General features: G+C 58.3%; 12 protein-coding genes and 1 pseudogene. 8 read left to right on the forward strand and 5 right to left on the reverse strand.

Annotated features, from left to right (window positions below; all coding sequences use genetic code 11):
- Positions 1-410: 410 nt before the first annotated feature.
- A complete protein-coding gene (locus CO731_RS29350; RefSeq protein WP_108608273.1) occupies positions 411-644 on the reverse strand; it encodes a hypothetical protein in 234 nt (77 codons plus the stop codon).
- A 988-nt stretch (positions 645-1,632) separates the two neighbouring features.
- On the opposite strand from CO731_RS29350, the gene CO731_RS18490 reads away from it, so the two are divergent.
- Entirely contained in the window at positions 1,633-2,301 is a 669-nt protein-coding gene (locus CO731_RS18490) for an outer membrane protein (RefSeq protein WP_108608275.1), read from the forward strand.
- Positions 2,302-2,376: 75 nt separating this feature from the next.
- On the opposite strand, the pseudogene CO731_RS18495 reads toward CO731_RS18490, so the two are convergent.
- Positions 2,377-3,046, reverse strand: a pseudogene (locus tag CO731_RS18495) (SOS response-associated peptidase); the annotation flags it as partial.
- A gap of 158 nt (positions 3,047-3,204) precedes the next feature.
- Between CO731_RS18495 and CO731_RS18500 the strand changes: the two are divergent.
- The 3 genes from CO731_RS18500 to CO731_RS18510 all read left to right on the forward strand — a co-directional run bounded on the left by CO731_RS18500 (position 3,205) and on the right by CO731_RS18510 (position 7,019).
- A complete protein-coding gene (locus tag CO731_RS18500; protein ID WP_108608276.1) occupies positions 3,205-4,341 on the forward strand; it encodes a hypothetical protein in 1,137 nt (378 codons plus the stop codon).
- A 196-nt stretch (positions 4,342-4,537) separates the two neighbouring features.
- Positions 4,538-5,842: a hypothetical protein gene (locus CO731_RS18505; RefSeq protein ID WP_159091659.1), complete on the forward strand. Its 1,305-nt coding sequence runs from the start codon at positions 4,538-4,540 to the stop codon at positions 5,840-5,842.
- 487 nt (positions 5,843-6,329) lie between these two features.
- Complete coding sequence (locus CO731_RS18510) at positions 6,330-7,019, forward strand: outer membrane protein (protein WP_108608278.1); 690 nt, start codon at positions 6,330-6,332, stop codon at positions 7,017-7,019.
- An 864-nt stretch (positions 7,020-7,883) separates the two neighbouring features.
- Here CO731_RS18510 and CO731_RS18515 read toward each other — a convergent pair.
- From CO731_RS18515 to CO731_RS18525, 3 genes are all read right to left on the reverse strand, one after another.
- Positions 7,884-9,074, reverse strand: a complete 1,191-nt coding sequence (locus CO731_RS18515) for a M20 family metallopeptidase (protein WP_245439395.1) — start codon at positions 9,072-9,074, stop codon at positions 7,884-7,886.
- A gap of 30 nt (positions 9,075-9,104) precedes the next feature.
- Positions 9,105-9,389 carry a DUF1330 domain-containing protein gene (locus tag CO731_RS18520; protein WP_108608279.1) on the reverse strand — a complete coding sequence of 95 codons (285 nt, stop codon included), beginning with the start codon at positions 9,387-9,389 and terminating at the stop codon, positions 9,105-9,107.
- A 68-nt stretch (positions 9,390-9,457) separates the two neighbouring features.
- Positions 9,458-10,054, reverse strand: a complete 597-nt coding sequence (locus tag CO731_RS18525) for a GntR family transcriptional regulator (protein ID WP_256371672.1) — start codon at positions 10,052-10,054, stop codon at positions 9,458-9,460.
- Positions 10,055-10,139: 85 nt separating this feature from the next.
- On the opposite strand from CO731_RS18525, the gene CO731_RS18535 reads away from it, so the two are divergent.
- From CO731_RS18535 to CO731_RS18550, 4 genes are all read left to right on the forward strand, one after another.
- Positions 10,140-11,503, forward strand: a protein-coding gene (locus CO731_RS18535; protein WP_108606636.1) for an IS3 family transposase whose coding sequence is annotated in 2 segments (ribosomal slippage) — positions 10,140-10,487 and positions 10,490-11,503 — 1,362 coding nt in all. Because the reading frame shifts where the segments join, the coding sequence is not laid out codon by codon here.
- Between the two features lie 96 nt (positions 11,504-11,599).
- Complete coding sequence (locus CO731_RS18540; protein ID WP_199914489.1) at positions 11,600-12,625, forward strand: ABC transporter substrate-binding protein; 1,026 nt, start codon at positions 11,600-11,602, stop codon at positions 12,623-12,625.
- Positions 12,622-13,434 carry an ABC transporter ATP-binding protein gene (locus CO731_RS18545; protein ID WP_108608281.1) on the forward strand — a complete coding sequence of 271 codons (813 nt, stop codon included), beginning with the start codon at positions 12,622-12,624 and terminating at the stop codon, positions 13,432-13,434. Before CO731_RS18540 ends, CO731_RS18545 begins: the two co-directional genes overlap by 4 nt.
- Positions 13,434-14,288, forward strand: coding sequence for an ABC transporter permease (locus tag CO731_RS18550; protein WP_108608282.1), 855 nt, complete (start codon positions 13,434-13,436; stop codon positions 14,286-14,288). The genes CO731_RS18545 and CO731_RS18550 overlap by 1 nt, the downstream gene beginning before the upstream one ends.
- The last annotated feature ends 11 nt before the right edge of the window (positions 14,289-14,299 follow it).

Genomic DNA, 14,299 nt, shown 5'->3' on the forward strand with positions numbered 1-14,299 from the left:
TGGACGCCCTGCGTCCTTGGATTTGCCCCTTGCGCCTCCCCCTCGATTAGCCACACGATGGCTCGAGGAGGAAGCGGCCGCCTTGCAGCGTAGGGAAGACGCACTTGAGCGAGCGTTCGCGCGCGCTCTCCGATCCAAGGCGCAATCATGGCCCTAGGCTTTTCCCCTTACTTGCGGACCCGTTGTTTCATTGCTGCAGCGAATCTATCACCCATTCCAGTTGGCAACTCCGCGATGCCCAGACTTCTGTCGAGATCGTGCACGACCAGAACTTACGTCGAGCGCTCTCGACCCACAGAGGCGGCCGCCAGATCTGCGTTCATCAACGGCGGCCAGGTATCAGGTGGATAGCTGGGAGTTCGTCTAATCACTTGCCTCGCTTTGCCCTAGCGGATCATGAATTGGCCCTCTCATGTGTAAGGGGCCTTCGAAAAGTTGACGCTGCCAGCATCTGGCAGGTCGGTAAAGGCCGAGTCCACCAAGAGGCCATCCCATAACACACGCTCATCAATTCGCTTCGGCTTGGACGTTCGACCATCAGTGACCAGCCGATCGAATTTCGTTGCACCAACGCCGATGTAGCGCGCTGCTCCCTCGCGACTGAGGCCACGAGGCGGGTAGCTGTATGGATCTGGGGCGACCATCGCGGGAAAGATACAGGGGCTTCCAGCCCCTCGCTGCCACAATTGAGCCCAATTCGATGCAACTAATGAGGGTGCTTCCTGACTTGCGGCACTTTGGAACGGCAACTCGATCTGGAGTTTCCCCAATGCCTATGTCGACAGCTACAACCCTTGCTACTGGCGTCATGATCTGCGGTCTGTCCGTCGCCTCGCTCTACGCAAGCCAGGCTCCAGAGGCTCACCACCCAAGAGGCCTTCAGGATCTCACTCCCGATTTCGAGAGCAAGCTTGAAGTCGCCTACACCAAGCAGACCGACAATGTCAGAATCAACTGCTTTCCAGCCCAGCTCCGTGCTGTGTTGGCAACCTTGCACCGAAGATTTGGAAGACGGCCTGTCGTGACCTCAGGCTATCGTCCGAGGTCGAGTCGTTCCATGCACGCGAAGTGCAAAGCCGCCGACATCAGGATTCCCGGCGTCAAACCGGGCCAGATTGCCAGCTACGCTCGCAGTCTGGGTGGAATCGGCGGTGTCGGCACCTACTGCAGCACGGGGATTATCCACGTCGATGTGGGCCCCCGGCGAGACTGGCATTACTGCACTCAGATAAAAAGGCTCGCGTCGTTGCGCCCCTGAAATCCCTTTTGGCCATGTTCCGGGAGCGGCGTGGGGGGCTCCGGTATGGCGTTCAGGCCTCCTCGGGCGTCGCAATGCTTGAGTCTCGCCGACGGCGCCATCAGGTCTCTACGAGCACTACTGCGAACACGTCGGCTGCAAGAAGGACGGTAGTCGGGGCTTCGCCGTCGGCAAGCAGGCGCCAAACTGGTACTGCTACGAGCATAAGGCCGAGAAGTACATCGTTTGACGCGGCGCCAGCGCTATATTCACGATAACTAAAATTTTTCAACGAAGTGACAGGAGAGATACCAGTTGCAACCTATTGGATAGCATCCACTTCCGCTCAACCGGCTATTTGTATATTATTGCCAGCTTATTGATTGGGGGCTTTAATGAAACAGATCCTCGCGACTGCCGTCGCTATGCTCGCCATCTCCACGACGGCGAATGCGGCAGACAACGTGGTGTTCGAGCAAAGTGCGGCTGCGTACAATTGGTCCGGCGTCTATGTCGGCGCGCAGGTTGGTCACGGATGGGGCCGTTCCGAATACATGGCGACCAATGGAGCATTCGCCAACCCTGACCCTGATGGGTTTTTTGGCGGCGGCTACGTTGGCTACAACACTCAATTCAACAGTGGCCTAGTCCTGGGCGTTGAAGCTGACTTCGCATTCTCACAAATTGATGGAACGGGAGTTTTCCCGCTCTCTCCGGAGTTCACTACTGATGCGGATGTCAATTGGAGCGCGGCTGTTCGCGCCCGCCTGGGGTATGCATATGATCGTTTCCTGCCATACATCGCGGCCGGCCTTACGATCGCCGACTATGATCATAACCTAGTCGACACCGGCATTCAGATAGATAGCTTCAACGACACCTATTCCGGATGGACCATTGGTGCCGGCGTCGAGTACGCAGTAACTGACAACCTGATCCTTCGGGGAGAATACCGCTATTCCGACTTTGGAAGCGCGCGGTTCCCGGGCACGCCCGCTGCCGTGGAACACGACGTCGATCTCAAGACCAACGACCTTCGCCTCGGCATCGCCTACAAGTTCTGATCGCAGTCGATCTGCTTCAAGCCCCGGCTCCGGCCGGGGTTTTTGTTTAAGCCATCGACCAGTCGACAGGCGGCCAAGAATGTCCGGGCTATGGTTCTTCGGTGACCCCACCTTCCGACCGATCTTCCACATAGTCATCAGGCCGAACGGGAACGGCTTCATCAGATCCGCAGGATCGGTTTCCGGCCCGATCCACCGGGCATAGTCTGCCGGCGCCAGGATGACCGGCATCGTCGCCATCAGTTCGTTCGGCGGACAGGTTATGACGCAGAAGGTCTGTACCAATTCGCCTGTGGCAGGGTTGCGCCAGATGTCGAGATGCCGGCCAGCGCGAAGGGGCGAGCCGTCCTTCATGGCGATGGCGTAGGGTTGCTTGTCCTTGCCCGTGCCATGGATGTCCCGCCATTCGAAATAGCCGTCGATCGTTATCAGGCACCGCCTGGAGGCGTAGGCGCGCTTGAACATGCCACTGGTAGCGTTGGTCCCGGAACGAGCATTGATCGACGGTGGCCTCCTCGAGCCCGCTTCCTTCTGCCAGGATGGGATCAACCCCCATTTGGCCGAGACGAACATCGCGCTGCCCTTCACCGCGTCATCCTGCACGATGATGGGATAGGTCAGGCTGGGGCGCGCCGTTGTAGCGCGGAAAGGCATTGTCGAGGCCACCAACGGCTGTTGGATCGGCGAAGCGAAAGCTACGCAGCATTTCGGCGAGGGTCGATTTGACAAAGACGCGGCCGCACATGGGCCAGCATACCCATCAATTCCACCGGAGCAATCGAGACGACAGGACTAGGGCCATCTTGCAGTTGGTGCGCCAAGTATCGAGCAGGCGGCGTCGTATTTGACGGAACGAAGTCGAATCCATATCACTCTCAATAGAGTGAGAGCGACGCGGCAAATATGTCTAGCATCACGTTGGAAGACTTCAACAATCTCGTCCATTCGGTCTATCAAGCAGGTTTGGACCCTCGGGAATGGTCGCTGTTCGTCGAGAATTTGGCGGGCTTTCTGGGTGGAACGATAGTCTGCTTGCAAGCGCATGACGCTGTCGCCAGCGCTGGCCTTGGATTGGTGTCGTCCAAAACAGATCCCGATTTCCTGAGCGCTTATGACGCGTATTATGCGGCCAAGAATGTCTGGGCACCAGGCTTGGCCAAAGCATCGACCGGGAAGGTCGTTCAGTCGGAACAGCTTTACGACAGAGATGAATTCTTCAGGACCGAATTCTACAATGATTATTTCAGCACTCAGGGGCTTGTGGCGGCCAGTGCCATCGTCCTGCACAACGCTCCAGACAGACTTCTGTTTCTATCAGGCAACATACGATGCAAGGAAGCCGAATGGGTGCGAGCACCATTGAGCCGGTTGCTCGACCTTCTTGGACCTCACATCTCGCGTTCATTCGACTTGCTGCGCCATGTCCCTACCTTGGTGAATGGTGAAGACTATCGCGCCACTGCCCAGCTTGCGGACGATGCGATGTTCTTTATCGACCGGTCGGGGCGGATCACTTACTCCAACCGGGCTGGCGATGCACTGCGTCGGGAAAATACGATAATCCGCGTCGATCGTGCGGGGTACATGCATTTGCTAGACTTGGAGGCCGATGCGGCGCTGCAAGCTGCTTTGGGCGCAATGGCTAGGGCAAATTACGCTCAATTGCAGCGGGACTTCGTAATTCGACGTGCAACCGGCTCGCCTCTGCAAGCGATCCTCGCCCCGGTTCGTCACAATGCCAAGTCATTGATGTTCGATTGTCTATTCGAAGACCATCCGGTCGCAATGTTGGTTTTCCACCGCCAAACGGAATGCGCAAATTCGGATGTTCCATCACTCGACAGATACGGGATGACGCCGGCGGAGCTGGCGCTGGCCAAGGCTATAGCGGAGGGTATCTCCCCCCGCGAGTATGCCGACTTCCGGTCGATCAGCATCAATACGGTAAGGACGCAGTTGAAGTCCATTTATGCGAAAACCGAAACCAGCAGGCAAAGCCAGCTGGCAGTGTTGATTGCACGCGAACACCCACGCCTTTAACAAAGTTGCGGTCGATGGATCGAGGTTTGGCAACGCTCGGCTCGGGTATTTTGCCAACACATGTCTTCTGGCCGGCCCGATCTAATATGATCACGGCACACATAACCCACCTAGGTGATGCGAAGACCTTGTCCAAGCGCATAGGTTAGCGCATCGCGCGTTCAGGCCGATGTGCCTGCTGGGCTTGGGGATTAGAATGGAATTGAGGAAATTGGCTCTCGCAGCGTCGGCTGCGTGGCTAACAGGAACCTTTGCGGCCAGCGCCCAAGACACACACTCGGATGACAAGCGGAAATCGGTCCGAGTAACGATCGATGGGCAGGTATCCAGCGATGAGTTCCAACAGCGGCTCAGTGCACGAATCGTTGCTGCATTTGCCGATCTCCCAATCGCGTTCGGTGCGACCGCAGAGAAGGGGAATGGCCTTGAACGGTTGATGCTCGGCAGCGCTGCAAATCTGAGCGAGGCATTGGGTTTTAGCATCACCGGTCAATTCGTTCGCGAAGATGCAGACAATGTCTTCGGATTGGCCACCGATCAAAACGTAGACACCTGGAGCATCGCGAGTTCCCTTGATCTGCGTCTCAACGGCTCATCAAAAATTTCCCTTGGCGTCGACGGCTGGAACAGTCCCTCAGTCCTGCTGGCGGATACGCCAATCTTCCAAACACGCTTCGACGGCGCCAGCGGAACCCGCATTTCGGCCGGCCTGGAGACGTACCTCGACCCGACACTGAGGGTGGATGCAAAGCTAGGCTATGAACTGGCCGTTGAAAACGGCGACGATGGAATCTTTGCGAAGATCGACTTCAGCAAGGCCTTTGGAAAGTTTTCGGTCGAAGGCTCCGCTTGGACTTCGCCAAATTTCGGCGACGGCGGACAGATTGGGCTGGGCTATCGTTTCGACTCCGACCTGATTGCATCCGTCTATGCCGGCTATCGTGATGGCGCAACCGAAGGGGCCTATGCCGGTGCAAGGCTCTCCATAGAGTTCGGACCGAGCACATCCGAGGCCAACGGCGCACTGGCCGACCGCCTCGACCGGCAGATGCAACATGCCCAACTGACGATGCCTGGCGTTCCCAAGACGGCCCGCACCTCGACGGTCACTAAGGTCACCTTCCCCTTCGTGACCGCCTACGGTGACGTATGCCAGACTGTCGAAGCGACACCCGGCTGTACGTTCTTCGGTGCCGACGGCACGCGCATCACTGTTGCCGAAGATCCTGACTACAACAAATTCGGAAATGGCGCCGACGACCTCTGGTATGTCAGGTTTGATAGTTCGGGGCGCGGAGCAGTTTACAATCAGCTGGGGCAATTTCAGCGATATGAAGACGTTAGTGCGTTTTCTGGATATATGGGCGGAACGACGATAGGCGTTGGAAACACTGGGTTTTACTGGGAAAACGTAGTCAATGGGACATATTGGCTGGGCAAAAATAGTGTTCTCTATTCAGCCAATATGAGCGGATCCAACTTCGGACAGGCAATCAACTAGGTAATGCTACAGACAACGCCGAAGCCGACATCGATGTCCACACGACAACGGTCGGGCTGAATTACCGGCTTTGAGGGGTACACACTCCCCTAGCCCCGGCCTCGCGCCGGGGTTTTTGTTTGCGCCCAACAAGAAAAGCCCCGCCGGCCTGAGCCAGTGGGGCAGTAGGCCGTGCCACTCAAGGCCGCCAGCTTAGCATGACCGGTGCCGGTGCATCCTGTGCTGAAGGTCATGGCGAAGCACCTGCGTGGCGAGGAGAAGCTTCGGCATGCGACGGTGACCGGTATTCTCAGGCCATTGACGAAACAAAACCCCGCAGCCGGGCGATGGCGATCAAATCTGAAAAAGCCAGCCGCAAAGTACCATCAAGTTAAACTTTCTTGTGTCTTTGGTGCAACAGAGATAAAAACTCAACCGTGGATGGTTGTCGACCACTATACATATAAGGTCCGTCCGCTAATGTAGCACCAACCTAGAGGGTCTATTCATGAAATCGATTCTTCTCGCTTCAACTATCATGTTCGTTACCGCAGGTTCTACTCTGGCAGCGGATGCTGTAGCGCCGCCGTCGGAACTTGCTCCTGCAGGCTTCGTATGGACAGGCGGCTATGTAGGCCTGCAGGCGGGATGGCAATGGGGCAACGATCACGACATTGAATTTTTAGGTGGTGCGCCCACCGGCTTCGAACAGGATTTTGATACTGACGGTTTCATCGGCGGCGTGCATGCCGGCTACAACTGGCAATCCGGCCAAGTCGTCTACGGTGTCGAAGGCGATTTCGAATTCTCGGGTGTTGACGGCGGCTACCGTGTCGGTGGGGACGATAGTACCGGTTTTGAGATGACCTGGCAGGCGTCAATTCGCGGTCGCCTTGGCTTCGTTGCTATGGAACGGTTGCTAGTCTATGGCGCCGTCGGCGCAGCCTTCGGGAACCTAGAATACACTTATGTCGACGCCGGCACGATCTCAGAAACATTCGACGAAACAAAGGTTGGCTGGACTGCTGGCGCCGGCGTCGAATATGCTTTGACCGACAGGATTACGACCCGCCTGGAATACAGATATACGGACTTCGGCAGCATCTCGAATTTGTCGACACTCGCTTTCCCCGGATTCACTTACGAGCATGACCCGAAATTCCACTCGGTACGCGTTGGTCTCTCCTACAAATTCTGAAATTGACAGTCAGAGAGCTCAGGCCCCGGCGCTAGGCCGGGGTTTTCTAGCGCGAAAAATACATTGTCCCTTGTCCCGCCACCTTTCGGCAGCAAGGCGGTTGGCGTAGCACTTGCTCGTGTCAATCGCAAAATCTGGCGATAGCGAAAGCCTCAAAGGGCTATTGCAATCTCAGGCGCAGGAGAAAATAGGTTCTGCGAAGTCATTTTTTGTTGGAGTAACGCGCTCGAGCAGCACGAAGGCCTGAAAAGGCACTGCATCATGAGTGCCCGATCCAAACCTTCACAGGGCTCGGAATCACGAGGCAATGACCAAACTGCGCGGCATGGCTGAAAGCCTGTACTTACCGCCGATCAGGTCAATGCTCAGTTGGCCCGCGAGTCAGGGCGGTTGCGACGACGATGCGCCTGATCCACAGTGGGCGTTGGAGCACGGACGTCAATCACGACGCCTGTTTCGTAGCGGTTTCGCGAGACTGAGGCTGATTGCCTGCAGTTCAGCCGGGCGTACGGATGCTTTGATTTGATGAAGCATCGCCGCGTTCCCGCAGCCTTTTATGTGCCGCAGAGAGTTGCAGGCACGGTCGCGGCTAGGAGTATAAGCACTGGCAGCGTGGCGGCGCGCCCATTCACACCTGACAACGACCGATCGAGCAGGAATGCTTGGTTTCAAATCGCAGTAGTCAGCCGATCATTCCGTCCGGGATCGAAAATGACCCACAGGATGCGACAGGCGAAGATTGCTCTAATCCCGATCCATCATCCGAGCAGTTCACAATCCACACAGCCTATGTCACAGACGCTACGGCCCTCTTTATTTCGCATCGAGCTTGCGACGTATCGAAAGCTGGGACTAAACATCTATCTATCCGACAGCGCCCAGACTTTCGCCACGCTCTAGCATCTCAGATATCCGCAGTAATGCGAGTGCCAGTGTTTGCGCGCGTGTGACCAGGGTATCGAGTTCAATGTATTCGTCGATCGTGTGCGAGCCACCGCCCACCGGGCCAGTTCCACAGAGCGTGGGTATGCCGAGGCTGCTTGGGATTCCGGCATCGGAACATCCGCCGGAAAACTCTTCTCCGAAATGAAGGCCCAGCGTGGCCGCAGCGGAATCGTAAATGCCGTAGACCGCCTTGGAGGCTTCTGCCTGGATCAACGGGAGGAACTCTCCCGTGATTGTTAACCTTGCGCTGGATCCCGGCACATGCTCTTTCGCGATGATCTTTTCAATCCGCGCCATATACTCGTTGCGGTGTTGGTCATCGACATAGCGTAGTTCGAATTCCGCAAACGCCCTCGGTGCAACGGTATTCAGCGTCAACCCACCCCCGATGACGCCAACATTCACCGTCACGCCGATCTCTTGGTTGGTGACCGCATGAAGCTCAATTATCTTGCGCGCCAAAGCCTCAACTGCGCTGATACCGTGGGAAAAGTGCGATCCTGAATGCGCACCGCGCCCCTCGACGTCGACTCGCATGAAAATGCCACCCTTGCGTCCGACCGTGACGTTGCCACTTGGCCTGCCGGGTTCGCCATTGAAGACCACGCTCGCACTCCGCGCCATCCGGGCGATCTCATGCCTGGAAACCGGCGAGGCGATCTCTTCATCCGACGTATATAGAGCGCAGACCGGCAAACCTTCCGGAAGGTGCGCCTTCAGTGCAGCAAGGGCAAAGGAGTTGACCACCAGACCGCCCTTCATGTCAGCAACGCCTGGCCCATAGGCACGCTCATCACTGATGTGGAACGGGCGCTTCGCGGCCTCGCCTTTCGGGAACACCGTGTCGCAATGCCCCATTAAAAGAATGGGGGCGATGTTGGAACCGGCCGCGCGAATGTCGGCATGCAGGAAATTGCCCGCCGTTTCCTGTTCGACCACATGGGTCTTCACCCCGGCCGAGTCGAGGAATTCCTGTAGTCGGCGAATGACGGCATCGACGCCTTCCTTGTCATAGGTATGGCTGTCGGTGTTAACCAGGTCTCGCAGAAGCTCGACCATCACTAACCGCCGAGTATCAAACCACTCGACGATCTGCTTCTCTAATGTCATGTTCTGATCTCCGGTCGACGGCAGCCGTGGTCACCCAGTCACGACCAGACGAACGGTCACGTTTGCAGCCGCCTTGCGCTGCTCGCTCAGAGCCTGCACCCGCGGGCTGGAATACCAAGCAAGGGCGGATTGGCGATCAGGGAACTCAATGACCGAAAGGCGATCCATCAACGTTTCCCCCTCAAGAAGTTCGGTGAATCCCCGCGCAATGGCAGCACCCCCGAAATCAGCCATAGTCGGCGGCAGCTTGTGGCGATAGTCTTCGTAAAGGTTCGCGTCTTTTACTTCGACTTCGATGATAACATGTGCGGGCATTCTATTTCCTTCCAGCGTCCGTTCCGGGTATTTGCATGATAACGGCCCGAGGAGCTGGCCCCTTCGATCTATTGTGACTTCATTTCGGTGATTGCTTTTTCAATCACCTCACCAATCGAATTAATGTGGGCGCGCATCGCGGCATCGGCGGCATCAGGATCGCGGGCTTCAAGAGCATTCAGAACCGCGCGGTGCTGCGCTGCATGGTTCAAAGTGTCCGCAGGGCTGTAATAAACGAGCATTTCCTCAGTGATCGCATATTCGTAGAAATCCGAGATCATTTTGATCAGTCGCTCGTTATGCGACGCACGCGCGACCGCCTCATGAAACGCATCGTTTAATGACGCCCGCTCCCCGATTGACGATGACCGGTCCACGAGAACGCTGGAATTGCAGTATTCGGTTATGATCCGCAGATCATCATCCGTTCCATTTTCGGCCGCGAGCCTTGCAGCATAACTTTCGAGAACCCCACGGAGACCCATGATCTCGCTCATACTAACGGAAATATCGGAGACGAACTTTGAACCGCCCTGCTCCTTGATAAAGCCTTGGGCAATCAGCCGGGACACAGCTTCCCGCACCGGGGTACGGCTGACACCGAAAGCTTCGGCAATGTTGACCTCGACAATGCGGTAGCCGGTCGGCAATTCACCCCGAAGGATTGTCCCCCGTCAGCGGCTATGGCACAGATTTGAGGTTGTGATTTAAGGAGGATTTGGGCTTCGTCGTAGTGACGAAGGAACGAAGATGAAGCCCAAATCCTCCAATTCAAAATCACCGACCAAGCCCCCTGCAGAGCGGGTGGTCAAGGACATCCGGCGTCAGACCCGCCGCCACTTCTCGGCCGAAGACAAGATCCGCATCGTGCTTGAAGGTCTTCGCGGTGACGACAGTATCGCCGAGTTGTGCCGCAAAGAGGGCATCGCGCAGAGTCTGTACTACAGCTGGTCCAAGGAGTTCATGGAAGCCGGCAAACGCCGCCTGGCCGGGGACACCGCCCGTGCGGCGACCTCCGGTGACGTGCAGGACTTGCGCCGCGAAGCCCGTGCGCTGAAGGAGTGCGTGGCGGACCTGACGCTGGAAAACCGCTTGCTTAAAAAAAGCATGATCGCGGATGGGGGCGACGACGAATGAGGTATCCCGCATCCGAGAAGCTGGAGATCATCCGTATCGTCGAGCAGTCGCACCTGCCGGCCAGGCGGACGCTGGACCAGCTCGGCATTGCCCGCCGGACCTTCTACCGCTGGTATGACCGCTACCGGGAAGGTGGGCCGGAAGCGCTGGAGGATCGCCCTTCGGCGCCGAACCGGGTGTGGAACCGCATTGGCGAGGACATCCAGGACCAGATCGTCGAGATGGCGTTGGAGGCGACCGACCTCAGCCCACGCGAACTGGCCGTGCGCTTCACCGACGAGAAACACTACTTCGTGTCGGAAGCCACGGTCTACCGGTTGCTCAAGGCCCATGACCTGATCACCAGCCCAGCCTATACGGTAATCAAGGCGGCCGATCAGTTCCACACCAAGACCACGCGGCCGAACGAGATGTGGCAGACCGACTTCACCTACTTCAAGATCATCGGGTGGGGCTGGATGTACCTCTCGACGGTGCTTGACGACTTCTCGCGCTACATCATCGCCTGGAAGCTATGCACCAACATGCGGGCCGAGGACGTGACCGACACACTGGACCTCGCGCTCGCCGCCTCGGGCTGCGACAGCGCCACCGTTCTACACAAACCCAGGCTGCTATCGGACAATGGCCCCAGCTACATCGCGGGCGAGCTGGCCGAATACATCGAGGCCAACAAGATGAGCCATGTGCGCGGCGCGCCGTGCCACCCGCAGACCCAAGGCAAGATCGAGCGCTGGCACCAGACCCTGAAGAACCGCATCCTGTTGGAGAACTACTTCCTGCCCGGCGACCTCGAAGCCCAGATCGAGGCCTTCGTCGAGCACTACAACAACCAGCGTTACCACGAGAGCCTGGCCAACGTGACGCCTGCCGATGTCTACTTCGGCAGGGCACAGGCCATCATCAAACAGCGCGAAAGGATCAAACGAAAAACCATCGAATATCGGCGCTTGCAGCACCGCAAGCTCGCAGCCTAACATCAAATCCCAGACGAGGCCCGCTCTCCGCTAGTCTACGCCCCAATCTGCGCCAAATGTTCTGACGACGGACAGCCGCCACGGGAGGAATAGCTTATGAAAATGGGTCCGGAACTACACCGTAGCGCCAGGGTGGCGCTAACTTTGGTTTTCGCCTCGGTCGCTGGCGCAACCGGAAGCGCGTATGCCCAGGAGACCAAGGTCACGATCGTCGTGCCCAATCCCTCGGCCATCAACAATTTCCCGCTCCACGTCGCGATCGGAGAAGGCTACTTCAAGGAACAGGGCCTTGATGTCACCGTGGAGGCGGTGAACGGCTCGGCTTCGGTGCTTCAGTCGATGGCGGCAGGCCAGGCCCAGATCGGCAACCCCGGCCCCGGCCCGCTGCTCGGCGCCCGCGCCCGCGGCGAAGACGTCGTCTTCATCTACAACCAGTTCCCGAAGTCGATCTTCGGCCTCGTCGTCAAAGAGGAATCGGCAATCAAGACGCCAACCGACCTCAAGGGCACGACGGTCGGCGTCGGCACGGCCGATGGCGCTGAAGTCGGCTTCAGCCGGGCCATCCTGTCCAAGGTCGGCCTGGCAGAAGGCAATGACTACAAGTTCCTCGCCGTCGGCGACGGCGGCACGGCGGCTGCGGCATTCCTGAACAACGAAGTCGAATCCTACGCGGCGGCCGTGAGCGACGCGGCGATCATCGGTGCGCGCGGCATCCCGTTGCGCGAGATCACGCCTGAGGAATTCCTCTCCTTCTTCGGCAATGGCTGGGCCGTCACCCGCAGCTATCTCGATACCAATCCGAAGGTCATCGAAGGTTTCGGCAAGGCGCTGGTCAAGGCAACGAAGTTCGGGCTGGACCCGGCCAACAAGGACGCCGTGCTCGCCCATGCCGCGGTCGGCAATCCGCAGGAAGCCGAGGATCCGAAGTTTGCGGCGGCACTTCTGACCGCCATCCAGGATCGCGTCACGCCACTCGATGTCTCCACCGGCTACGGCTACCAGCCGCCGGAGCACTGGAAGATGTGGCATGAAAGCCAGGTGGCAACGGGCGCCCTGTCCAAGCCCCTGGACGACCTGAACGCGGCCTACACGAATGATTTCGTGAAGGCCTGGAACGAATGAACGCACCTCAGCGATCCGCATTCGATGGGGCCGGCCTGGCAGGCCGGCCCGTATACGAGCTCAGGGGCGTCGCAAAAAGCTATGCGCGGCGCTCGATCCACGCGCTCGACCGGGTCGACCTGACCTTGACCGAGGGGAGCTTTTCCTCGGTCATCGGCCCCTCCGGCTGCGGCAAGTCCACGTTGCTCAAGATCATGGCGGGCGTGCTGCCGCCGACCGAAGGCAGCGTCTATCTCGAGGGCACACCGGTCACCGGCACGCGCCGGGACATCGGCATGATGTTCCAGCAGGCGACATTGTTCCCGTGGCGCACGACGCTCGAGAACATCGTCCTGCCGATCGAGATCCGCGACGGCAAGAAGGCGGCGCGAGCCATGCACGACGAGGCGCGGGCCTTGCTCGACCTTGTCGGACTGAAGGGGTTCGATGCCGTGCGGCCGAACGAACTGTCCGGCGGCATGGCCCAGCGCGCGGCAATCTGCCGGATGCTGATCACCAAGCCCGCAGTGCTGTTGCTCGACGAGCCATTCAGTGCGCTCGACGAACTGTCCCGCGACTTCATGAACATGGAGTTGCAGCGTATCTGCATGGAACGCAACGCCACCGCGTTCCTGGTCACCCACTCCATTCCCGAAGCGGTGATCCTGTCCGACACCGTCTATGTCATGTCGCCGCGGCCCGGAAGCTTCGTCGAGGCGATCAAGATCGACCTGCCGCGGCCAAGGACGCTCGACATGATGACCGATCCGAAATTCGGCGAGTATGTGCGCCGCATTCGCGCTCGGCTCGACAAGGGAGCATTCCTGTAATGACCGCTATCGACAATACGGATCAGCGCCCGGAAACGATCTGGAGCGAACATGTCTCCTTCATGGACAGAATCCCGCGCACGATCGCCATGGCCGGACTGCTGGTCGGCTTCGTCGCCCTGTGGCAGCTGATCTATACGATCGGGGTCGTCTCGCCGATCATCCTTCCCGGGCCGTGGGAGACCGGTGCCGACATCGTCTTCGTCGGCAAGAACCTGCTCTCGGGCGGCTATATGCTGACGGCGTTGTGGATCACCATCAAGGAGGTGATCTTCGGTTTCGCCATTGCCATCACGATCGGCTTCCTGCTTGGCGTTCTTGTCGGCGAGACGACGTTCGGCGAACGTGCCGTGCTGCCTTACCTGGTTGCCATCGACACGATGCCGAAGGTTGCCTTCGCGCCGCTGTTTCTTGCCTGGCTTGGCTTTGGCATTGCCTCGAAAGTGGCGCTTGCCGCGTTCATCGCAACGTTCCCGATCGTGGTCGGAACGGCAGCGGGGCTCTACGTGGCCGACGAAAACGCGCGCATGCTGTTCAAGACCATGGGTGCCAGCCGCTTCCAGACGCTGTTCAAGATGAAATTGCCGCTGGGCCTGCCGCAGATATTCACCGGACTGAAGATCGCGGCGGTCGGCGTGATGGCAGGCGCCATCACGGGCGAGTTTCTTGGCGGCGGCAAGGGTTTTGGCGAACTCATCCGCGTCGCCTCCTCCCAGCTCAACACGCCGAGGGTGTTTTCGCTGATCATTTTCCTCAGTCTCCTGGGACTGACACTGTTTTGGTCGGTGGTGTGGCTGGAGAAGAAGCTGGTTTTCTGGCACAAATCCAGCGTGAGCGGAGGCATCGGCACGTGAGGCTTGGCGAT

It is taken from the genome of Aminobacter sp. MSH1 (assembly GCF_003071665.1).
Taxonomy (GTDB): domain Bacteria; phylum Pseudomonadota; class Alphaproteobacteria; order Rhizobiales; family Rhizobiaceae; genus Aminobacter; species Aminobacter niigataensis.